The 20951-nt window shown below is 67.7% G+C and carries 19 protein-coding genes and 1 tRNA gene; 13 read left to right on the forward strand and 7 right to left on the reverse strand.

What is annotated here, in order from left to right:
- Positions 1-61 precede the first annotated feature (61 nt).
- Together BAY61_RS09845 and BAY61_RS09850 are read left to right on the forward strand one after the other, a co-directional pair.
- Positions 62-691, forward strand: coding sequence for a TetR/AcrR family transcriptional regulator (locus BAY61_RS09845; RefSeq protein ID WP_143021308.1), 630 nt, complete (start codon positions 62-64; stop codon positions 689-691).
- Between the two features lie 55 nt (positions 692-746).
- Positions 747-2327 (forward strand): MDR family MFS transporter, encoded by a 1581-nt coding sequence (locus tag BAY61_RS09850; RefSeq protein WP_245865951.1) that lies wholly within the window; start codon positions 747-749, stop codon positions 2325-2327.
- On the opposite strand, the gene BAY61_RS09855 is transcribed toward BAY61_RS09850, so the two are convergent.
- Both BAY61_RS09855 and BAY61_RS09860 read right to left on the reverse strand, forming a co-directional pair.
- Positions 2287-3081, reverse strand: a complete 795-nt coding sequence (locus BAY61_RS09855) for a sulfite exporter TauE/SafE family protein (protein WP_245865953.1) — start codon at positions 3079-3081, stop codon at positions 2287-2289. The genes BAY61_RS09850 and BAY61_RS09855 overlap by 41 nt on opposite strands.
- Entirely contained in the window at positions 3078-4040 is a 963-nt protein-coding gene (locus BAY61_RS09860; RefSeq protein WP_091795393.1) for a bile acid:sodium symporter family protein, read from the reverse strand. The genes BAY61_RS09855 and BAY61_RS09860 overlap by 4 nt, the downstream gene beginning before the upstream one ends.
- 466 nt (positions 4041-4506) lie before the next feature.
- Between BAY61_RS09860 and BAY61_RS09865 the strand changes: the two genes are divergently transcribed.
- On the forward strand, positions 4507-5586 hold the full coding sequence (locus BAY61_RS09865; protein ID WP_091795395.1) for a PP2C family protein-serine/threonine phosphatase: 1080 nt from the start codon (positions 4507-4509) through the stop codon (positions 5584-5586).
- A gap of 78 nt (positions 5587-5664) precedes the next feature.
- Here the strand turns inward: BAY61_RS09865 and BAY61_RS09870 are convergent, their stop codons facing one another.
- The 4 genes from BAY61_RS09870 to BAY61_RS09885 form a co-directional block, all read right to left on the reverse strand.
- Positions 5665-6426 (reverse strand): SDR family NAD(P)-dependent oxidoreductase, encoded by a 762-nt coding sequence (locus BAY61_RS09870; RefSeq protein ID WP_091795398.1) that lies wholly within the window; start codon positions 6424-6426, stop codon positions 5665-5667.
- On the reverse strand, positions 6423-6908 hold the full coding sequence (locus BAY61_RS09875) for an SRPBCC domain-containing protein (protein ID WP_091795400.1): 486 nt from the start codon (positions 6906-6908) through the stop codon (positions 6423-6425). Before BAY61_RS09875 ends, BAY61_RS09870 begins: the two co-directional genes overlap by 4 nt.
- A complete protein-coding gene (locus BAY61_RS09880; RefSeq protein WP_091795402.1) occupies positions 6898-7242 on the reverse strand; it encodes an ArsR/SmtB family transcription factor in 345 nt (114 codons plus the stop codon). Before BAY61_RS09880 ends, BAY61_RS09875 begins: the two co-directional genes overlap by 11 nt.
- A gap of 85 nt (positions 7243-7327) precedes the next feature.
- On the reverse strand, positions 7328-8107 hold the full coding sequence (locus tag BAY61_RS09885) for a FadR/GntR family transcriptional regulator (protein WP_091795405.1): 780 nt from the start codon (positions 8105-8107) through the stop codon (positions 7328-7330).
- Positions 8108-8283: 176 nt separating this feature from the next.
- Here BAY61_RS09885 and BAY61_RS09890 point away from each other — a divergent pair, with 176 nt between their 5' ends.
- The 10 genes from BAY61_RS09890 to BAY61_RS09935 all read left to right on the forward strand — a co-directional run bounded on the left by BAY61_RS09890 (position 8284) and on the right by BAY61_RS09935 (position 20219).
- Complete coding sequence (locus tag BAY61_RS09890) at positions 8284-9348, forward strand: LLM class flavin-dependent oxidoreductase (protein ID WP_091795407.1); 1065 nt, start codon at positions 8284-8286, stop codon at positions 9346-9348.
- Entirely contained in the window at positions 9345-10535 is a 1191-nt protein-coding gene (locus BAY61_RS09895) for a M20 family metallopeptidase (RefSeq protein WP_091795410.1), read from the forward strand. The genes BAY61_RS09890 and BAY61_RS09895 overlap by 4 nt, the downstream gene beginning before the upstream one ends.
- A 22-nt stretch (positions 10536-10557) precedes the next feature.
- Positions 10558-11874 (forward strand): MFS transporter, encoded by a 1317-nt coding sequence (locus tag BAY61_RS09900; protein WP_091795412.1) that lies wholly within the window; start codon positions 10558-10560, stop codon positions 11872-11874.
- A gap of 5 nt (positions 11875-11879) precedes the next feature.
- The gene (locus BAY61_RS09905) at positions 11880-12740 is read left to right on the forward strand and encodes an FAD binding domain-containing protein (RefSeq protein ID WP_091798562.1); all 861 of its coding nucleotides are present in this window, start codon (positions 11880-11882) and stop codon (positions 12738-12740) included.
- Complete coding sequence (locus tag BAY61_RS09910; RefSeq protein ID WP_091795414.1) at positions 12737-13207, forward strand: (2Fe-2S)-binding protein; 471 nt, start codon at positions 12737-12739, stop codon at positions 13205-13207. The genes BAY61_RS09905 and BAY61_RS09910 overlap by 4 nt, the downstream gene beginning before the upstream one ends.
- On the forward strand, positions 13204-15501 hold the full coding sequence (gene pucD / locus BAY61_RS09915; protein ID WP_091795417.1) for a xanthine dehydrogenase subunit D: 2298 nt from the start codon (positions 13204-13206) through the stop codon (positions 15499-15501). The genes BAY61_RS09910 and pucD overlap by 4 nt, the downstream gene beginning before the upstream one ends.
- Before the next feature lie 39 nt (positions 15502-15540).
- Positions 15541-15614, forward strand: a tRNA-Ile gene (locus BAY61_RS09920).
- Between the two features lie 574 nt (positions 15615-16188).
- Positions 16189-17724 carry an MFS transporter gene (locus BAY61_RS09925; RefSeq protein ID WP_245865955.1) on the forward strand — a complete coding sequence of 512 codons (1536 nt, stop codon included), beginning with the start codon at positions 16189-16191 and terminating at the stop codon, positions 17722-17724.
- Entirely contained in the window at positions 17705-18241 is a 537-nt protein-coding gene (soxR, locus tag BAY61_RS09930) for a redox-sensitive transcriptional activator SoxR (protein WP_091798568.1), read from the forward strand. The genes BAY61_RS09925 and soxR overlap by 20 nt, the downstream gene beginning before the upstream one ends.
- 271 nt (positions 18242-18512) lie before the next feature.
- Positions 18513-20219 (forward strand): sigma-54-dependent Fis family transcriptional regulator, encoded by a 1707-nt coding sequence (locus tag BAY61_RS09935; protein ID WP_091795418.1) that lies wholly within the window; start codon positions 18513-18515, stop codon positions 20217-20219.
- 7 nt (positions 20220-20226) lie between these two features.
- Here BAY61_RS09935 and BAY61_RS09940 read toward each other — a convergent pair whose 3' ends face one another.
- On the reverse strand, positions 20227-20949 hold the full coding sequence (locus BAY61_RS09940; RefSeq protein ID WP_091795420.1) for an SDR family NAD(P)-dependent oxidoreductase: 723 nt from the start codon (positions 20947-20949) through the stop codon (positions 20227-20229).
- Positions 20950-20951: the final 2 nt, after the last annotated feature.

Genomic DNA, 20951 nt, shown 5'->3' on the forward strand with positions numbered 1-20951 from the left:
CGGCCCCACGGCTTTTCGAGGCAGTTTGTGCAAGCTTGCAGTTTCTGCAATCATTGCGGACGTGGGAACAGCCAACTCGCCCGGCCTTCGTGAGCGCAAGAAGCACCAGACCCGCGACGATCTGCGTCGCGCGGCCCTGCACCTGGTGCTGGCCAACGGGCTCGAACACGTCACCGTCGACGAGATCTGCGTGAGGGCGGGCTACGCGCAGCGAACGTTCTTCAACCATTTTCCCACCAAGGAAGCCTCGCTCATCATCGACGTCGGCGATGGGATCGACTCGGTGCTCGCGGCGCTGCCAGCCCGTATCGAACCCGCCGACCTCGCGGGCGCCGTGCTCGGGGTGTTGCTCGACAACGGCGAGGAGAAGCCGGTCGAACTCGCCGACGTCACCGCGCACCACCAGCTCATGGAGCGCTACCCGGAGCTCATCCCGCAGCAGCTGCGGGCGTTCGAGAAGGCTGAATGCGAGCTGGCTCGGCAGCTCCAGCATCGCTGCGGTGCCGAATCGCCGTGGCCACAGGCCGAGGTCGCCGCCGCCATGGTCACCGCGCTGATGCGGGTCGCGTTCCAGCGGTGGATCCTCGCCGAGGGCGAGCATCCCTTCCACGAATACCTGCGCACGGCGGTCGAGAACGCGGGCCGTCTCACCGAGGCGGCGGTACAGCGCGCCGCCCACGCTCAACGCTGAGCCTCACCGGATCCGCCGCGCTCCCGCGCGGCCTCACTCATCGACGGAGAGATCGTTGTCCACAGCCGTTTCAGCCGGTCCTGCCTTCACGAAGAGACAGATCGGCGCCATCTTCACCTCGCTCATGCTGGCGATGTTCATGGCTTCGCTCGACCAGACGATCGTGTCGACGGCGATGCCGACGATCGTCGGTGAACTGCAAGGAATCGAGCATCAGGCGTGGATGATCACCGCCTACCTGCTCGCCGTGACGGTCGCGATGCCGTTGTACGGCAAGCTCGGCGATCTCATCGGCCGTAAGAACCTGTTCGTATCGGCCATCGCCATCTTCCTCGTCGGCTCGCTGCTGTGCGCGCTGGCGGGAAGCATGACGATGCTGATCTTCGCGAGAGGCGTGCAGGGGCTCGGCGGCGGCGGGCTGATGATTCTGGCGCAGGCGATCATCGCCGACGTCGTACCCGCCCGCGAGCGTGGCAAGTACATGGGTCTTTTCGGGGCGGTGTTCGGTCTTTCCTCGGTCGGCGGCCCGCTGCTCGGTGGTTTCTTCACCGATCACCTCGACTGGCGCTGGTGCTTCTGGGTCAACCTTCCGCTCGGCGCCATCGCGCTCATCGTCGCCATCGTGACCCTGAAACTGCCGAAGTCCGATGTGGGCAAACCGAAGATCGACTACGTCGGCTCCGCGTTCATGGCCATCGCGGTGACCTGTCTCATTCTCGTGACGAGCTGGGGCGGCAAGGACTACGCGTGGACCTCGCCGGTGATCCTGTGGCTCAGCGTCGCTTTCGTGGTCTCGACAGTGCTGTTCGTCTACGTCGAGAACAAGGTCGCCGAGCCCATCGTCCCGCTGCGACTGTTCAAGGACTCCGTCTTCGCGCTGTCCACGGTGGCCAGTGTCATCGTGGGTTTCGCGATGCTCGGCGCCGCCGCGTTCCTTCCGACGTTCCTGCAAATGGTCAGCGGCGAGAACGCCACGAACTCCGGACTGCTGATGCTGCCGATGATGGGCGGCCTGCTGATCACGACGATCGTGTCCGGCCAGCTCATCACCAAGACCGGCAAGTACAAGATCTATCCGATCGCGGGCAGCGCGATCGCCTTCGCCGGAATGTTGTTGCTCGCCACCATGACCGCCGAGACCCCGGTGTGGCAGTCGGGTCTGTACATGTTCGTACTCGGCGCGGGCATCGGCTCGATGATGCAGGTCTTCGTGCTGGTCGTGCAGAACGCCGTCCCTTCGAAGGACGTCGGTACCGCGACCTCGACCAACAACTTCTTCCGCGAGATCGGTGCCTCGATCGGCACCGCCGTGTTCGGGTCGATCTTCGTCGCGAGGCTGACCGAGCGGCTGGGGGACATGCCGGAAGAGCTGCGGACGGGTGCGGGTGAACTGGGGCAGGTCGATCCGAACGCGATCACCCCGCAGTTCGTGCACAGTCTCCCCGAGGGGCTGCGGAACTTCTTCGTCGATTCCTACGCCGACTCGCTGACCCCGACTTTTCTCTACCTAGCCCCGCTTTTCCTCGCCTCGCTGGTGATCTGCCTGTTCATCAAGGAACGTCCACTCGCGACGGAAACGAGCCACGGTGGCTCGGCTAGCGACGACGCAGCCGAAGAAGTTCCCGTCCGGACATGAGCAACAAGTAGGTTCCCAGCAATAGCCCGAGAACGCGCTCGTCGAGGGCCAGTGAGAGGAACGCGCCCCCGACGGCACCGATGGCCGCGCCACCGCCGACCCGTAGCCCCACCGGCACGGAGGCGGTGCGCTGCCGCAGGTGCGCCAGCGCACCAGCAATGGAATTGGGCAGCATCACCACGAGCGAGGTTCCGACGGCGGTGTGCAGGTCGACGCCGAAGAGCAGGACCAGTGCGGGAACGGTGAGCATGCCGCCGCCGAGACCCATCGCCGACGACCAGGCCCCGACGAGCATCCCCAGCGCGACCGTGAACGGGATGACGACGGCGGGGTTGTCACGAAGCCCGTCGGGAAGGACGGCGGAGCCGGAGGCGAGCCCGACGCCGAGAGCGTCGAGCAGCAGCTTGCCGCCCGAGGCGAGCAGTACGGCGGCGAAGAGCACCCGCAGCGCGCGTTCGGGAATGTGCAGCACGAGCTTCGCCCCGAACACCGCGCCCGCGATTCCGCCCGCCATCAACGGGATCCCCGTCCCGAGATCGACAGCGCCGCCTCGCGCGGCATAGACGGTCGCGCCGACGGCGGCGACCGAGATGTTGGCGATGGTCGACGTGCCGTGGATGGTGACCCTGCCCAGTGAGGTCAGCCGGTCCAGCGCGGGCACGGTGACCGAACCGGTGCCTCCGCCGAGCAGCGCGCCCATGACACCGCCCGTAACGCCGACGCCGGCGAGGGTGGCGTTCTCGCGGGGCCTCACCGGTCGGCCAGTTCGTCGTTCCGTGGTGTCGTGCGTGCCCAGTACGTCGCCAGCAGCGCGCCGGACACGTTGTGCCACACCGAGAACAACGCCGCGGGCAGCGCGGCCAGCGGCGCGAAGTGCGCGGTGGCGAGACTCGCGGCGAGGCCGGAGTTCTGCATGCCGACCTCGATGCTGATGGCTCGCCTCGCGCGCACGTCGACGCGGAAGGCCGCTGCCGCCGCGTAGCCGAGCAGCAGACCGGCTCCGTTGTGCAGGATGACGGCGAGCACCAGCACGGCGCCGCTCGTGGTGACCGCGTCGGCGTTGGAGCCGATGACCCCGAACACCACCGCCATGATGCCGACCACCGAGACCAGCGGAAGGTAGGGCAGGACGCGTTCCACGAACCGGCTCGCGACGGCGCGGACGAGCAGACCCGCCACGACGGGGATCAGCACGACCTGAACGATTGAGAAGAACAGGTCGCCGAACCCGACGGGAAGTCCGGAACCGGCGAGCCACAACACGAGCAGCGGGGTCAGCACGGGCGCGAGCAGGGTCGCGATCGAGGTCAGCGTCACCGAGAGGGCCACGTCGCCCCTGCCGAGGTAGACGATGACGTTGGAGGCCGTTCCGCCGGGGGCGGAGCCGACCAGCACCATGCCGATCAGCAGCGCTCCGGACAGCCCGAGCAGCGAACTGATTCCCCACGCGGTCAGCGGCATGATCAGGAACTGCGCCGTGAGCCCGAGCAGCACGAGGTGCGGCCGGCGCAGAACGAGCGCGAAGTCGGCGGCCCGCAGGGTCAGCCCCATGCCGAACATGATGATGCCGAGCAGCAGCGGAACGTAGTCGGTCACGACCGCGGCCTGCTCGGGGACGAACAGGGCGGCCGCGCCGGCGACGAGGACGAGCAGGGCGAACCAGCGGCCCGCGAAGTCGGCGGTCGTCCTGAGTACGCCGTGGTTCTGCGGCATGATGCCCCCGGGAAGTCGGTGTCGATCAGCGGACCGGACCACTCTAGGTCGTCTCTGATGATCCTTTGCCGTGCGCGGCGGACACGACCTGGGCCACCGGACCGGAGAGCACCTTTAGTCCACAAAGGACACGTGGGGGTAACTGCGGTGAGACGGTTGTATCTCGATCACGTATCGGTCGCCGAGGTCGCTGGGATGCGCGCTGACGAGAATTAATCGGAAACCGAGGTTCGGTGCCGGGGCCGAGCGGCTAGTGTTGCCTTCGCCCGGCAGGTGCGGTCAGGGAAGGTGGCGTGCTTTGTGACTGTCCAGCAAGCAGGGGACGGGTGCCGGTGAGTACCACCAGCAAGGTCGTTGTCGGCGTGGCGGGCCTCGGCGTGAACCGGCCGCCGGACCGCGCGGCACGCTCGACCGCATCGCGCTCGTCGACAGCGCCGACCAGATCAGGCCGAGGACGTGGCTCCAGATGACCGACGAAGCAGCAGGCAGCATCCAGCAGGTCGTGGCCTGCCCGCATTGCGCGGAACCGGTGGGCGCCGCCGACCGGTTCTGCCAGGACTGCGGCGGCAGCCTGCTCGTGTGCCGTACCCCGCTCGGCGGGCCGGAAGGGCGGGTCAGCTCCACCGATTGCGTCGCCTGCGGCAGTGCCCAGCTCGATCCGGACGGATTCTGCGCCGACTGCGGAAGGGCGCAGCCTTCGGGAAGAGACCGCATGGAATACGACCTCGGCTTCGTCGCGGGCGTCAGCGACAGGGGAACGCGCAGGAGCCGCAACGAGGACTCGATGGCCTTCGCCGTCGTGAACACCCCTGATCGCCAGGAAGCCGTCGTCGCCGTCGTCTGCGACGGGGTGGCCACGTCGGAACGAGCCGACAGCGCGTCACAGGCCGCCGCCGACGCCGCGCTGACCGCCCTCGTCGAAGGTGTCCTCGACGGCATCGGCGACGAGGCGGCGACCTCGGCAGGCGTGAGCGCGGCGAGTGAGGCCGTCGCCGCGCTCGCGAGACCTGACGCGCCGGGCATCGCGCCGTCCTGTACCTACGTTTCCGTCGTCGTTGCCGACGGCACCGCGACCGTCGGCTGGGTCGGGGACAGCAGGGCCTACTGGCTCGGCAAGCCCTCCAGTCCGCTCACCGCCGACGACACCGTCGCGGCCGAGTTGATGGCGGAGGGCATGAGTGAGGTGGAGGCGTACTCGGTCTCGCAGGCGCACGCGCTGTCCCGCTGGATCGGCGCCGACGCGGCGACGGCCGCGCCGAGACTGGCCACCATCACCCCGGCTGAACCCGGCTACCTGCTGTTGTGCAGCGATGGGCTGTGGAACTACGTTCCGGAAGCGGGAACACTGCACGACCTCGTGAACACGGCCGTTTCGTCCTTCGAGCGCGGAGCGGAAGAGCGCACGGCGGGTACCGCGCCGATGACCGCGGCCGTCGAGCTGACGAGGCTGGCCATCGAACTCGGTGGCAACGACAACATCACCGTCGTCGTCGTTCCCTTCCCGCCCACCGGTGGGTGCTCCAGCCCGCCAACGAAGCCACGCTGAACCGCCACGCCCCCTTGCCGCCTCGCGCGAGTCGCCCGCCCAGGCCGTCGAGTTCCGCACTCGGGCCGTCGGCAGGCGTCAGTCGACGAGTGCTCCGCAGGAGATGTTGACCGTCGCCGCCGTCATGGTGGCCGCCTTGTCGGAGGCGACGAACGCCGCGGTATTGCCGACGTCGGCGAACGTCGCGGTGCGCCGGAGCATCGTCATGTCCTCCAGGCTCTGTTCGAGTTCGTCTCTTCCGGGGAAGTCGGCGGGCAGCGATTCGGCGATACCACCGGTTTTGAGCGTGACGACCCGGATCCCGGCGCCGCCGAACTCGACCGAGAACTGTCGCCGGAATCCCTCGACGGCGTCGAGTGCGACCGTGAGTCCTCCGATACCGGTCATGGGATTGCCGCCCGAGCCGCCGAACATGATGATGACGCCCGATCCCTGCCTGCGCATGTGCTTGACCGCCGCGCTCGCGGTCAGGAACTGTGTCCGCGTCGCGGTGACGATCGGTTGCAGGAATTCCTCGGCGCTCAGATCGTCGATCGGCCGCTGCACGTCGCCGATGTCGATGACGTTCACCGAGATGTCCACGCGCCCCTGTTGGTCGGCCACACCGTCCACGAAGGACCGCACCGACTGCTCGTCGAGCGCGTCGACGACGGCACTGGTCGCCTCGCCGCCCTTGGCGCGAATGTCGTCGGCGACGACGTCCAGAGTGGACAGTGTCCTCCCGGCGAGGAAGACGTGGGCGCCTTCCTCCGCGAACGCGCGCGCCATGGCGCTGCCGATCGAGCCCGCTCCACCATAGACGAGCGCCGTTTTGTTCTCCAGTAAGCCATTCGTGGTCATCGCAGCTCCTTCAGGTAGTCGGCGAGGCGGTTGTAGGACATGGCCATTCCGTCGGCCATGCCGGTCGCGATGGCGGCGTCCCTCGCCGCCTTCGTCGGGTAGTGCGCGGTGATCGTGATCGCGGTCGTGCCGTGTTGTTCGGCGAACTCGTAGACGTTGACGGTCTCCGGCCATTCAGGACCCCACGATTCGGTGGTCACGAATCGTTCCGGCGGGGACACCTCCCGGTAGGCGCCGTGCACTTCGAGTTCTCCGCCGGTTTCGGGGTTGTGCCAGACATAGCGCCACGAACCGCCGGGACGCAGATCGATCTCGCAGACCGGCATGAGCCAGCCGTCCGGCCCGGTCAGCCAGTGCGGTACGTGTTCCGGATTGGTCCAGACGTCCCAGACCAGCGGGCGCGGAGCGCCCACCGTTCTGGCCATGACGACTTCGGTGTCCGACGGTGTCGTGTAGTGGGTGGTGCCGAGATCATTCGCCATGATTCTCGTCCTTTGCCTGTAAATCGCGCAGATAATTGTCGAGCCGTGCGTAGGAGGCGTCCCAGAACCTGCGGTAGGGCTCCGCCCATTCGGTGACCTCCCTCAGCGGTCCCGCGTCCAGTAGACACGGCCGCCATTGGGCTTCGCGCCCTCGCGTGATGAGGCCGGCCCTTTCGAGTACCCGCAGATGTTTGGAGATCGCGGGCCCGGTCATCTCGAACGGTTCCGACAGTTCCTTCACGGTCGCGGGCCCTTCCATGAGCCGGGCGAGGATCGTCCGGCGGGTCGGATCGGCCAGTGCCGCGAAGGTGATGCTCAGTGGGTCGGTCGCCATCTGTAAAACCAATCGGTTATATAACCTGTTGGTTATCTAAACTCCGTTCGAAGGCCATGTCAACCCGGGAGGGAAACCGGACCGGTCAGATGAAGGTGTCGACGCTGTCGGGCATGAGGGCGCCCGTCGGCTGCGCGACCGCTCTGACCTCCTGGTAGAAGATCCACAAATGCCCCGCGACGGCCTGTCGTGCGGCGACGGGGTCGCGGCGGCTGATCGCGTCGACGATGTAGCCGTGGTCGTCGGATCGCTGCTTCGCTTTGGGCAGGCTCAGCGTGCGATGCCGGAACTCGGACATTTCCGGGACCAGGGGTTGATACATGCTGGTCAGTACGGTGTTGTGGGCCGCCTGGATGATGGCGTCGTGCAGGTCCTCGTCGGTCTTGACGAGCTGGCCGACCTGGTCGGTCGCGGCGATGTCGTGCGCTCTGCGCAGGGCCTGGAGCTCCGCCAGCTCCTCGTCGGTGGCGCGCACGCAGGCCAGTCCCGCTGCCGTCGTCTCAAGTCCGATCCTGACTTCGAGCAGTTCCGTCAGCGCGAACCCCTTGGCGACGCTCCACCGGACGTACTGCGTGGTCGGGTCGTCGGCGGGTGGTTCGCGTACGAACGTGCCCTTGCCCCGGATGACCTCGATGACGCCGAGGGTCGAGAGTTGCCGGAGGGCTTCGCGCAGCGAAGTGCGCCCCACCTGGAGCTGCCGGGCCAGTTCCGGCTCGGAGGGCAGCCGTTGCCCAGGCTTGAGTGAACCGTTGGCGATCGTCGCCGTGATGCGCTCGGCGATGACGTCGGGGAGGGGGCGCCGGGAGAGCGAGCCCGCCAGCCCGCTGCCAGTGCCGACCTCGTCCCATCCTGTCAGTTGACTCATGTCAGACAAGTGGCTAACCTTTCGCTCACCGTGCTACCGGAACACGACCATCGTAGCCGCACGAGCATCCGGACGAGGCGCCCGTCCGGGCCTCATGAGCCCCTCGCCGGTGAGGACTTCCGGCCAGAAAACCCGAGCACTGCCGAGCATTCGTACGTCTCAGGAGCCGATGCCGCATGCCTTCCACCACCACGCGCCACCAGCCTGTCTCCTTCGGAGTGCGGTTTCCGCCGTGCACTTCGGCACGCGAGGTCGCCGAGGCCGTGGCGCTGAGCGAACGCAAGGGATTCGACACCGCCTGGATCGCCGACTCCCAGTTGTTGTGGCGGGACGTGTTCGCCACGATGGCGCTTGCCGCCGACCGGACCGAGCACATCCGGCTCGCCTCGGCTGTCACGAACTTCGTGACCAGGCATCCCAGTGTCGTCGCCTCCGCGGCCAACACGCTGAACGAACTGGCTCCCGGCAGGGTGCTGCTCGGTGTCGGGACGGGGGACAGTTCGGTCAAACCACTCGGCATGCGCCCCAGCAGGCTCGCCGAGATGCGGGAAGCCATCTCCACCACGCGCACCCTGCTCGCGGGTGAGCAGCGCGATTTCGGAAACCGGCGGGCAAGTCTGCGGGACGCGGCGGGTGAGGTCGCCATCCACATCGCGGCGAGCGGCCCGCGATCGCTCGGTATGGCAGGCGAGGTCGCCGACGGGGTGCTCACCCTCGCCGGGATCTCACCCGAAACCGTTGCGGGGACCTGGAAATCGGTCGAGGACGGAGCCGCGAAGGCAGGCCGGGCCATGTCCGAACTGGACTTCACGGTCGGCGCCTTCTGCAAGATCACCGACGACATCGAACGTGACGCCGCGATCCTCAAACCAATCTGCCTGCACCTGGCGAGTATCGGCGCGCAGGACTATCTGCGGATCGCCGGGATCGACCTGGAACCGCCGCCCGCGATTCCCGAGGTCTACCCGGACATGGTGCACGCGGAGGACTGGGATCTCGCCGTCGAGAAGGCATCCCGCTATGTCACCGACGACATGGCGGTGCGGTTCTCGCGGGCGTTCTGCCTTTTCGGCACCGTCGAGGAGATCCTCGACCGCATCAGGGCGGCCATCGATCTCGGTGCCACCGGCTTCTATCTGCGTCACGTCGGAAACTACACGCTACCGCTGGAAGTGATCGAGACCTTCGGCGACGAGATCATCCCTCGGTTCACCACCGGCACCGTGGGGGGCATGTCGTGACCGACCCGCTGCTGAACTCCCTTGTGGACCTCGCGAGGATCCCGTCGGCCGTCCCGCTCGGCGCCGAGACACTCATCGAACCAGACGACCCGATGCTCGTCGACTACGTGCAGAACCGGCTGCGCCCCAGATTCACCGAAGCCGGCGCGCTCGACATCATCGACCTTCCGCGCAATCAGTTCGCCGTGCGGTTCGGCACCGGCGAAGGCCCCTGCCTCGCGCTCGTGGCCTACACCCCGACGCAGCACCACAATCTGATGGCCGATCCGTGGTCGGGCCGCGTCGCGACCCCGGTCGGCAACGGCATCGACGAGCCCTGTGTCTTCGGTCAGGGCGTGACCCAGAACAAAGTGCACCAGGCATCACTGCTCAGCATCGCGCGCTGGCTGGCAGCAAGCCCTGAATCGCCGAACGGCACGTTGCTGTTGTGCGTCAACAACGAGGGGCGAAGCAGCCACGACTGTTCCCTCGGGATGCTCTCCGCGCTGCCGGTGCGGCCCGACCTGCTGATCCAGTTGTTTCCCACCGGTTTCGGGGTGAGTGTCGGAAACCGGGGCAGGGCCGATCTCCGCGTGCACATCACGGGAACCGCGAGCCATTCGTCCACTCCGCCCCCAGGAGGCGGAGTCTTCGCCGCCGCGACCGCTGTGCTCAGCGCGGTCGAGCGGCTCAACGAACGAGTCCGGACCACAGTGGACCCCGAACTCGGTGCCGAACGGATCATCCCGTACCAGGTCGTGTTCGAGCCACTCGCGCCGCACACGCTTCCCTCCTCGGCCCGGCTGACCTTCGATCGGCGGCTGCTGCCGGGAACGCGGCCGGAGGCGGCCGCGGCGCAACTCGGAGAAACGGTGGCCGCGCTGGGTGATTTCGGTTGCGACATCACCGTCGAACACGGAGTCACGATGCTGCCTGCGAGATTCCCCTCCGGAAGCGCGGATCTGCTGGCTCCGCTCGACACGGCGATTCAGCGAGAACTGGGCACACCCGCCGAGCACACCTTCTACGGCGGCAGCTTCGACGCGGGCGGACCGCTCAGTCTCGGTGTGCCGACCGTCATGTTCGGTGTTCCCGAGGAAGGCGACATTCTCGGCGACGACTACGTCCGGATCGCCCACGTGCGAGCACAGGAACGGATCCTGCGCGGCACGATCACGAACTTCTTCGGCGCACCGACGCCGGAGTAGCAGAGTCCACCAGGAGGTGGCGATGAGTGCACAGACCGATTCCGCTCGGCCCGGACAGGCCCGCAAGGTCCTGCTGTCCAGCCTCGTGGGCAGCACCGTCGAGTGGTACGAGTTCTTCATCTACGGCACGGCGGCCTCGCTCGTGTTCGATCGCCTGTTCTTCCCCGATTTCGATCCGCTGGTCGGCACGCTGCTCGCGCTGTCGACGTTCGCGATCGCTTTCGTGGCGCGGCCGATCGGCGGTGTCGTCTTCGGACACTTCGGCGACCGGATAGGCCGCAAGTCGATGCTCGTGCTGACTCTGACCCTGATGGGCGGGGCCACGTTCGTCATCGGAATTCTGCCTACCTACGACCAGATCGGCGTCGCGGCGCCGATTCTGCTCGTGCTCGTCCGGCTCGTGCAGGGGTTCTCGCTCGGCGGTGAGTACAGCGGCGCGGTGCTCATGAGTGTCGAGCACGCGGAAGGGCGAAAGCGCGGGTTCTTCGGCGCCGTCGTCAACACCGGGGCCGGGTGGGGGCTGCTGCTGGCCAACCTGGTCTTCCTGATCGTCAGCCAGCTTCCCGAGGCCGCCTTCGACGCCTGGGGCTGGCGGATTCCGTTCCTGCTGAGCGCGGTCCTCGTCGGAATCGGCCTCTTCATCCGGCTCAAGCTGGGCGAGAGCCCGGAGTTCGAGAAGGTCAAGAAAGCCGACAAGGTGCGCAAGGTTCCCGTGCTGGATGTCCTGCGCAACCATCTGTCGCTGGTGGCACTGATGTGCCTCGCCTACCTGTCGGCCGGGGTCACCTTCTACATCGGCACGGTGTTCTCGCTGACCTACGGTACGAAGCAACTCGACATCGACCGCAGCCTGCTGCTGGGGCTCGTCATCGCGGTCAACGTGCTCACCATCATCGGCATCCCGTTCTTCGGCTGGCTGTCCGACCGAATAGGACGGAAACCGATTTTCCTCGCCGGGATCGTCGGCATGCTGGTGCTGCCCTACCTGTGGTTCCCGATGCTCAACTCCGGCGACACGGCGCTCATGCTGATCGGCTTCCTCGTGTTGTTCGTCCCCTACGCCGCCAACTACGGGGTCATGCCGACGTTCTTCACGCACATTTTCCCGACCGGCGTCCGCTACACCGGCATGTCCATCGGTTACACGCTGGGCACGGTGCTCGGCAGTGGCCTCGCGCCGATCATCGCGACGTTCCTGCTCGATCAGACGGGAAGCTGGCTTTCCATCGCCCTCTACATGAGCGCGGCCGGTGTGCTGTCTTTTGTGGCCGCTCTGTTCCTTCACGAACGAGCCGACACGCCCGGCCAGGTCACCGCGACCGTCGCGGCGAAGAGGTGACCGGCATGCGGTTTCTCAAGCCCGGAACGGTGGCCGAGGCATGCGCGCTCAAGACGGAGTATCCCGATGCCCTGGTGATCGCGGGCGGGACCGATGTCATGGTGGAGGTCAACTTCGGCCGAGCGGACCCCTCGGTCATGCTCGATCTCACGGGAATCGGCGAACTGGCCGAATGGCACGCCTCCGGTGACGACGTCCACATCGGAGCTGGCCTCACCTACAGCAGGATCGTCGCCGAACTGGGCGACGCGCTTCCGGCGCTGGCGTCGGCTTCGCGGACGGTGGGTTCGGTGCAGATCCGCAACAGGGCGACTCTGGCCGGAAACCTCGGCACGGCCTCGCCGGCCGGCGACGCGCTGCCCCCGCTGCTGGCCGCTGACGCCACTGTCGAGCTCGTGTCCTCCCGGGGTGCGCGGACCGTCTCCGCTACTGAATTCTGTGTCGCTCCAGGGCGGTCGGTGCTCCAGCGGGACGAGCTGATCGCGGGCGTGAGGATCGCCCGCCGCAGGGGACCACAGCACTTCGCGAAGGTCGGGCCGCGTAACGCGATGGTGATCGCCGTGGCGTCCATAGCGACCACAATGGACCCCGCGAACCGGACGGTCGCGGTCGGCTGTGGCGCGGTTGCGCCGACTCCGGTGCGCGCCAGGGCGGCCGAGGAGTTCGCGGCGGCGGCACTGGACTGGGACGGCGAAGCCGCCCTGCCGAGGGGGACGGCGGCTGAGTTCGGCGCGCTCGTCGCCGATGCCTGCTCGCCCATCGACGATGTCAGGTCGGGTGCGCGATACCGGAAGCGGGCGATCGAGGTGCTCGCGGACCGGGCGCTTCGCCGGATGTGGGACGAGCACCTGAGGAGGGTGGCATGAAGCTCTGCTGCACGGTCAATGGCGAGTGGTGTGCACTGGACGACGTTCCGGGGTCGGAGAGCCTGCTGCGTTTGCTGAGGGAACGGCTCCGGCTTCCCGGAACCAAGAACGCATGCGAACAAGGGGAATGCGGGTCGTGCACGGTGTACGTCGACGGTGAGGCCGTGTGTTCCTGCCTGGTCGCGGCGGGGCAGATCGACGGCAGTGACATCGTCACCGTGGAAGGGCTCGCCGACGGTGCCGAAGCGCATCCGGTACAGGAAGCCTTCGTCAGTGCCGGCGCCGTACAGTGCGGGTTCTGCACTCCCGGTCTCGTCGTGGCCGCGCACGCGCTGCTCGCCAAGACCCCCGATCCGACGGACGCCGAGCTAAGAGAAGCGCTCGCGGGCAACCTGTGCCGCTGCACCGGCTACGAGAAGATCTTCGACGCGGTCCGGATCGCGGCCGGAAAGACGGAGGCGACATGACCACTGTGGACAATCCGGTTCGCGACACCGTCGGCGCGCCCGTGCGGCGTGCCGACGGAACACCCAAGGTACGCGGCGAATTCGCGTTCTCATCCGACCTCGACGCGCCGGGAATGCTGTGGGGCGCCACGATACGCAGCCCGCATCCGCACGCCCGCGTGCTCGGAGTCGACGCCAGCGCCGCGACGGCGATGAAGGGCGTCCGCGGGGTACTGACGCACCACGACATCCCCGGTACCAACAGGTTCGGGCTGGAACGGCGCGATCAGCCGGTGCTGGCGGCCGACCTCGTGCGGTATGCGGGGGAGCCGGTCGCCGTCGTCGCGGCCGACGACCCCGGCACCGCGAGCAAGGCCGCGAAGGCGATCGTCGTCGAGTACGAGGTGCTGGAACCGCTCACCGATCCGGAGGCGGCGCTGCGGGGAGCCGGTCCCGTATTGCACGAGGGCGGCAACATCGTCGCGCATCGCAGGATCCGCAAGGGTTCCGGTGTTCCGGAGGCGGACGTCGTCGTCACCGGGACCTACGAGGTCGGGATGCAGGACCAGGCTTTTCTCGGTCCGGAGTCGTGTCTTGCCGTGCCGGGCGGCGACGGTGGCGTCGACCTGTTCTGCTCGACCCAATGGCTGCACATCGACCGCGATCAACTGTGTGACGTGCTCGCGCTGCCGGAGGACAAGGTGCGGCTGACGTTGTCCGGTGTCGGCGGGGCGTTCGGAGGCAGGGAAGACCTCAGCGTGCAGGCCCACGCGTGCCTGCTCGCGCTGCGGCTCGGCAGGCCGGTCAAAATGGTCTACGACAGAGAGGAATCCTTTGTCGGGCACGTGCACCGCCATCCGGCGTGGCTGGAGTACGAGCACGGCGCGACGAAGGACGGAAAGCTCGTCTATGTCAAGGCGCGCATCCTGCTCGACGGGGGCGCCTACGCGTCGACCTCGCACGCGGTGACCGGAAACGCGGGCTGTTTCGCGGCGGGACCCTACGAGGTGCCGACCGTGCACGTCGACAGTTACTCCGTCTACACCAACAACCCGCCATGCGGCGCCATGCGGGGTTTCGGTGCCGTGCAGGCATGTTTCGGCTACGAGTCGCAAATGGACAAACTGGCGGCCGCGCTGAATCTGGATCCGGTGGAGCTGCGGTTGCGCAATGCCGTGCATACCGGCAGCGCGATGGCGACAGGGCAGCGGATTCACGGTCCCGCGCCGGTGGCCGAGTTGCTGACAAGGGTCAGGGACATGCCGTTGCCGGAAGCGGAGAATTCGGATGTGCTGCGCCCTGGCGGCACGGGCAACACGACCGACGGCGAGGGCGTGCGCAGGGGCGTGGGCTATGGGGTGTCGGTGAAGAACATCTGCAAGTCGCTCGGCTACGACGACTATGGGACGGCGAGGGTCCGGCTCGCGGTGGCGGATGGCAAGGCGGCGGTGTGGGTGCACACGGCCGCCGCGGAAGTCGGGCAGGGTCTGGTGACGGTGCAGGCGCAGATCGCGCGGACCGAGCTGGGGGTCGGAGAGGTGACCGTGGTGCCGGCCGACACGGCGGTCGGCGACGCGGGCACGTCGTCGGCGTCGAGACAGACGTGGGTGTCGGGCGGGGCGGTCAAGGCGGCCTGCGACGCGGTCAGGGAAGCCGCGTTGGCGGCCGTCGCCCCCGCGTGCGGCGAACCGGCGGCCGCCCTGCGGCTCGAAGAGGGACACGTCGTCTCGGCAGCGACCGGCAGGGCGTGGCGGCTCGCCGACGTGCTGGGGGAGGTGGTGATCGACGAGACGCGCGTGTACCGGCACAGGGAGACGTTCCCGATCGATCCGGAGACCGGGCAGGGCGATGGGCACGTGGCGTTCGCGTTCGCGGCGCACAGGGCGGTGGTGGACGTCGACGTCGACCTCGGGCTGGTGCGGGTCGTGGAGATCGCGTGCGCCGAGGACGTGGGCAAGGCGATGAACCCGCCCGCCGTCGAGGGGCAGATGCACGGCGGCATCGCTCAGGGCCTCGGCCTGGCGCTGATGGAGGAGATCCAGGTCGAGGGCGGCCTGATCCGCAACCCGTCGTTCACCGACTACCTGATCCCCACCACGCTCGACATGCCCGCCGTCAAGCTGGACATCTTGGAACTTCCGCGGGACGACTCGCCGTACGGTCTGACCGGGGTGGGGGAGCCGTCGCTGCTGTCCTGCCCCGCCGCCGTGGTGGCGGCGATCCGCGATGCCACCGGCGTGGACGTCACCAGGATCCCGGTGCGGCCCGACGCGCTGGCCACCATCGTCGAGGCAGGGGAAGGCGACCCGCTATAGTCGCGGGCGCGGGGCGTGGCCGGACTGTGCCCCGAAGTGGGGCCGGTAGCTCAGTTGGTTAGAGCAGGGGACTCATAATCCCTTGGCCGCGGGTTCGAGCCCCGCCCGGCCCACTCGTTCTTGATGCAGCGTGTCCGCCGACCGCGCGGACCAGGTCGTTCCGTTGATAATTTTGCGGGAGCGACCCCCGCAGACCCCACAAACCGTGGTTGCGTCATGTGGTTCTTATGCCGACGCGTTAGGCCCACTCGATCCTGGTGCCCGCTTGTTCGGCGGGCACGCTTTCCCCGTCGGCGATCATCGTCATCTTTTCTAGGGGCGCCTCTGGCCGTGCCCCCGAAGCTGGCTCAGTGGACGTCGTCGTCCTGTCGCCGCTGGCGTAGCAGTCGGCGTGGTTGTCAGTGCCTGCTATCCGGCCAAGGAGTCGTCCTGCTGGAAGTCTCGACAATGGTCTCGCGGCCGATCTCGGCACGGTGTCGCTTAAGTGCACGGTATCTCCTCACATCGATAGGCAGATTCCCTTACCGAGCGCCAGGCACGCCGCCGGCCTACCGGAGTCATGTGTCCACATTGCACCTACCACGCCCGGCCGTCTTGCGTGTCGCGTTCGGAGTTGACCTCAACCATGGTTGAGGTGATGGAGTGAAAGCCGTCGCGGGCAATGCGTCGGTGACGGAAAGGACAGTCATGGATTCCTCGGTGCCCACTGTTGCCGGTCGGGTTGGCCCCGGCGACGTGTCTTCGCGGGTGCGCTCCCGGCTGACGTTGCCCGTCGTATTGGTCGGTGTCGCTTTGGTGGCGATGTCGATTTCGGGTACCGCGCTCGCGTTGCCGAGCATGGGCCGCGAGCTCGACGCGTCGGGATCGGCACTTAACTGGGTGGTCGCCGGTTACAACCTCGCTTTCGCGGCGATGACGCTCGTCGCCGGAGCGGCGGCTGACCGCGCGGGCCGCAGGAGGATGTTCATCATCGCGGCGGCCGTGTTCTCGGCGGGGTTCGTCGGCACGGCGCTGGCACCATCGATTCTGGTCGTCGACGTCGCGCGCATTGTCTCCGGTATCGGAGGCGCGGGAGTCATGGCGGCGGGCGGCGCTCTCTTGGCGTCGAACTATGACGGAGCCGCCCGCAACCGAGCGTTCGCGTTCATGGGAACCATGGCAGGCGTCGGCATCGCCATGGGCCCCACACTGGTCGGCGGATTGATCTCGCTCGCGGGCTGGAGGGGAAGCTTCGTCGTGTTCGCGGTTGTCGGAGCCGTCATCGCCATCGGAGCACGGCGTCTCGTGGAGTCTCGCGCCTGCGAAGCCCGGACCGACTGGATCGGAAGCGCGCTGTTCGTCGGCGCTCTGAGCGCGCTCATGTTCGCCCTCCTGGAAGCCCCTGAGATCGGCTGGGCGCACCCGGCGATCCTGTGTGCGTTCGCGGGGGGCGGGGTCGGACTCGCCGCTTTCGCCGTGACCCAACGCCGCAGCGCCGCTCCGGTGCTGGCCCCTGAGCTGGTCGCTGAGCGCGGGTTCATGGGCTGGTGCCTCGCGACGCTGACGACGTCTTTCGGCTTCCTCGGTGTGCTGGTGTTCCTTCCCACCTACCTTCAGGCGGTGGCCGGTCATACTCCGGCGACCGCCGGGCTGGCGATGTTGCTGCTCACGGCACCAGTGTTACTGGCCCCGGTGCTTGCCGTCAGCTTGGTCAACCGCGGTGTCTCCGCGCGACTGCTGATCATGATCGCGTTGGCTCTTGTCGTCGCGGGGAACTTCGGCCTGCTCGCGCTCGGCGCTGAGAACACGACGGCGGTGGTCGCCCTGCCGCTGTTGCTGATCGGCGTCGGCATGGGCGCCTCGTTCGGCATCACCGATGGCCAGGCCATGAGCCTCGTCCCCGCGCGACTGGTCGGCACGGCGGCAGGCTTTCTCAACACACTCCGGGGCGCGGCCGAAGCCCTCGTCATCGCGGCGTTCAGCGCCGCCCTGATCGGTGTGCTCACCGCACGCCTCGGCGACGCGAACCACGCGGCGGCCGTCGCCGCGGGCGACCTCGACCCCGCGCGAGGTCCTGGCTACGACGCCGAGATCGATGCGTTTACCGCCTCATGGCATCTCACCCAGACCGGTATCGGCATCGCCTGCCTTCTGCTGTCCGCGATCGTCGCCGTCCTGCTTTTCTCGTCTCCTCACCGCTCCCTCGGGGAGGTAGGTGACCGCGATGCCGGCCCGGCGAAATGACGTCACGTCAGGTCCTGTCCGTCACATCGACCCTTCCGAACCGCTGGCCATCGGCGAGGTGATCTCGCGTACCGGGGTATCCGCGTCCGCACTGCATTTCTACGAACGAAAGGGACTGATCTCCAGCGAACGCACCTCCGCGAACCAGCGCCTGTATCCACGACACATGTTGCGCCGGATCTCTCTCGTCCTTGTCGCCAAACGCCTTGGCATCCCTCTCACCGATGTGGCGAACATCTTCGCTGGTCTGCCGGACGATCACGCGCCTACCCACCAGGACTGGCAACGAGTGTCCCGCAGCTGGAAACGTCAGCTGGAGGAACGCCGACGGCAGCTCGAAACCCTCGAACATGAGCTCACCGGTTGTATCGGATGTGGTTGCCTGTCCATGCGAGCCTGCCTCCTGCTCAACCCCGACGATGCCCTCAGCACCCAAGGGCCGGGGCCCGTGCGCATCCAGGGGCTCGCGTCCGGTGAGCCGACCCAAGGGCAGTCAGGCGCACCGTCATCGCGATAGACCGGGCGCCGGTTCTCCTGCCGCTGTGTCACCGCGAGGCGGTGATTCCGCCGCGTCGAGGCACAGGGCGTCGGCGACCGCGCCCAGCTTCTCCCACAGGGGGGAGGTGAGCGGCCAGAAGCCGCCCGTGCGGAGGAGGAAGAGCGGCCGTCTCATATTGAGACGGCCCAGCTCTTGCGCCTGACCCCGCCCGCGTCCCGGGGTATCTTGCGGGTACGACAACGTGGTCGCCGGTGCGAGGCGGCGCGTTCGACGTGACGAGGAGTTCCTTGTGCCGGACAACGCCGAAATCGATCGAATCCAGCTGGCGAAGGAAATGGTGCTGCCCAGCGACGGAAGGCCGCTTGGCAGGCAGACCGCGCACCTGGCCGAGTCGTGGCGGCGGTCACGCACGGCGCTCGGCGCCCCCGAGAACATCACCGACGTCCCGCAGGTCAGCGAGGAACTACTGGACGCGCACCTGCTCGATCTGTTCAGGGAACCGCTGACCAGGTTCTCCGACAGCGTCGCGGGTACCGGGCTCGGCGTGCTGCTGGCCGACTCGCGCGGCCGGATCCTGCACAGGTGGTGCGGCGACCGCACCGCCGCCGCGCACCTCGACCGGATCGGCACGGTACGCGGGGCGGTGCTGTCCGAGGACAGCGTCGGTACCAACGGGGTCGGCACTGTCGCCGCCTCGGGGCGCAGCGTCCAGATCAGGGGCGGCGAACACTTCGCGGAGTTCTACCGTGACGCCGTGTGCACGGGCGCGCCCGTCCGGCATCCGATGACGGGCAGCCTGCTCGCCGTGGTGACCCTGTCCTGTGACGTCACTCCCAGGACCGACCTGCTGCGGCCACTGCTCGACAGCGTGACCCAGCGGCTCGAAGCGCAGGTGCTGGACATGCAGCAACCGGCGGCGCGCAGGGCTTTCGACACCTTCCTCGAACTCAGCAGGGTCAGGACCGAGCCGGTGGTCGTGTTCGGATCGGCGGGCCTGCTCATCCAGAATTCCCAGTCGGGGCGGCTCGTGCCGGAGGACCTGGACCGGCTCCAGGAACTGTGCGCCGAGGCGAAGGGGCCGGGCCGTCAGGTCGTCGAATTGACGACGGGACCAGCGATGGTGCACGTGACGGTCGTCGAGCCGGGCAACGCGGTCGCCGTGGTCGAGGAGCAGCACAGCCCGGCGCGGACACATACCGTGATCGCGCCACCACGCAGGTTGATCGGCCGGGATCCGGACTGGCTCGCCACCCACAGGGAGATCGAGCGGTCCCGCGCGTCGGCGACGCCGGTGATCGTGGCGGGGCGCTCCGGCGCCGGCAAGGTGTCACTGGCGCTCGGCCGTCCCGTTCAGCAGGACGCTCAGACGCGCGGACAGGTCTTCGACGCCGCCCAGCGCCACGTTCTCGGCAAGCGGGAATGGCTCGCCGAACTCGGCAGGCGGCTGGAGGCTCCCGGCGACCTCGTGGTGCGCGGAGCGCAGACCCTCGAACCCGCGCTGCTCGACGGGATGCGCACGCTGCTGGAGCAGACGCAGCGCAGCAGGCCGGTGCTCGTCACCCTCACCGCCGATGCCCGTGAAGACGCCGAGGCGTTCGGCCTGAAATACGCGGCACCGGTCGTGTGGGTTCCCGCGCTTGCCGAGCGCGTCGGCGACCTGCCCGCGCTGTGGCGGCATTTCGCGGCCTCGCCCGGCTTCTTCCCCGACCAGGAATGCCTCGAACTGCTCAAGGCATATCGCTGGCCGGGGAACCTGAAGGAACTGCGCACGGTCATCGCGCAGCTCGGCGGCGGGGACGGTGTGGTGTCGCCCGCGGACCTGCCGCCGACGATCAGGGCGGCGAGATCGCTGACGATGATCGAACAGGTCGAACTCGAAGCCATCAGGAAAGCCTTGCGTGAAGCGAACGGCAACCGGGCGAAGGCCGCGCAGATCCTCGGCGTTTCCAGGGCGACCGTCTACCGGAAGATCAAGGCGTACCGGCTGGTGAGCTGAGGGCCGTTCACTGCGCGAGATACCCGCCGTCGATGACGAGTTCCGCGCCGGTCATGAACGTGGATTCGCCGGAGGCGAGAAAGACGGCGCCGTTGGCGATTTCCTCCGGCTGTCCGGGGCGGCCCATCGGGGTCTGGCCGACGACGTAGTCGTTCACCGCGGGGTCCTGTGAGTCGGTGAGCGGCGTCGCGATGAATCCTGGATGCAGCGAGTTGACCCGGATTCCGTCCTTGGCGTGGGTGATGGCCGCGTTCTTCGACATCGTGCGCACCGCGCCCTTGGTGGCGTGGTAGGCGTGCGCGCCGGCCACGGCGGCGGTGCCCCAGATCGACGAGACGTTGATGATCGAGCCGCCGCCACCCGCGAGCATGTGCGGGATCACCGCGCGCATGCCGAGCCAGGTCCCGGTCTGATTGACCGCCACCACCTGGTTCCAGTCCTCGACGGTGAGTTCCTGAACCGGTTCGTAGGTGATGATCCCGGCATTGTTGGCCAGTACGTCGACCCGGCCGTGCCGGTCGGCGACACCACCGATCACGCGTTCCCAGTCGTCCGGATTGGACACGTCAAGCCGCTCGTATTCGAGTCCGTCGGCCGAGTAGTCGCAGGATTCCCCGCGACCGGTGGCGATGACGGTGGCTCCTTCGCGGGCGAACGCCGTGGCGATGGCCCTGCCGATGCCGCGGCCGGATCCGGTGACGACGGCGATTTTTCCTGTGAGGCGAGGCATAC

The sequence above is a fragment of the Prauserella marina genome (genome assembly GCF_002240355.1).
GTDB classification, from domain to species: domain Bacteria; phylum Actinomycetota; class Actinomycetes; order Mycobacteriales; family Pseudonocardiaceae; genus Prauserella_A; species Prauserella_A marina.

Excerpts from the sequence above, each read along its gene's own strand:
- BAY61_RS09860 (WP_091795393.1), bottom strand. The coding sequence starts at position 4,040 with ATGCCGCAGAACCACGGCGTACTCAGGACGACCGCCGACTTCGCGGGC.
- BAY61_RS09865 (WP_091795395.1), top strand. The coding sequence starts at position 4,507 with ATGACCGACGAAGCAGCAGGCAGCATCCAGCAGGTCGTGGCCTGCCCG.
- BAY61_RS09870 (WP_091795398.1), bottom strand. The coding sequence starts at position 6,426 with ATGACCACGAATGGCTTACTGGAGAACAAAACGGCGCTCGTCTATGGT.
- BAY61_RS09875 (WP_091795400.1), bottom strand. The coding sequence starts at position 6,908 with ATGGCGAATGATCTCGGCACCACCCACTACACGACACCGTCGGACACC.
- BAY61_RS09880 (WP_091795402.1), bottom strand. The coding sequence starts at position 7,242 with ATGGCGACCGACCCACTGAGCATCACCTTCGCGGCACTGGCCGATCCG.
- BAY61_RS09885 (WP_091795405.1), bottom strand. The coding sequence starts at position 8,107 with ATGAGTCAACTGACAGGATGGGACGAGGTCGGCACTGGCAGCGGGCTG.
- BAY61_RS09890 (WP_091795407.1), top strand. The coding sequence starts at position 8,284 with ATGCCTTCCACCACCACGCGCCACCAGCCTGTCTCCTTCGGAGTGCGG.
- BAY61_RS09900 (WP_091795412.1), top strand. The coding sequence starts at position 10,558 with ATGAGTGCACAGACCGATTCCGCTCGGCCCGGACAGGCCCGCAAGGTC.
- BAY61_RS09905 (WP_091798562.1), top strand. The coding sequence starts at position 11,880 with ATGCGGTTTCTCAAGCCCGGAACGGTGGCCGAGGCATGCGCGCTCAAG.
- BAY61_RS09910 (WP_091795414.1), top strand. The coding sequence starts at position 12,737 with ATGAAGCTCTGCTGCACGGTCAATGGCGAGTGGTGTGCACTGGACGAC.
- pucD (WP_091795417.1), top strand. The coding sequence starts at position 13,204 with ATGACCACTGTGGACAATCCGGTTCGCGACACCGTCGGCGCGCCCGTG.
- BAY61_RS09925 (WP_245865955.1), top strand. The coding sequence starts at position 16,189 with ATGGATTCCTCGGTGCCCACTGTTGCCGGTCGGGTTGGCCCCGGCGAC.
- soxR (WP_091798568.1), top strand. The coding sequence starts at position 17,705 with ATGCCGGCCCGGCGAAATGACGTCACGTCAGGTCCTGTCCGTCACATC.
- BAY61_RS09940 (WP_091795420.1), bottom strand. The coding sequence starts at position 20,949 with ATGCCTCGCCTCACAGGAAAAATCGCCGTCGTCACCGGATCCGGCCGC.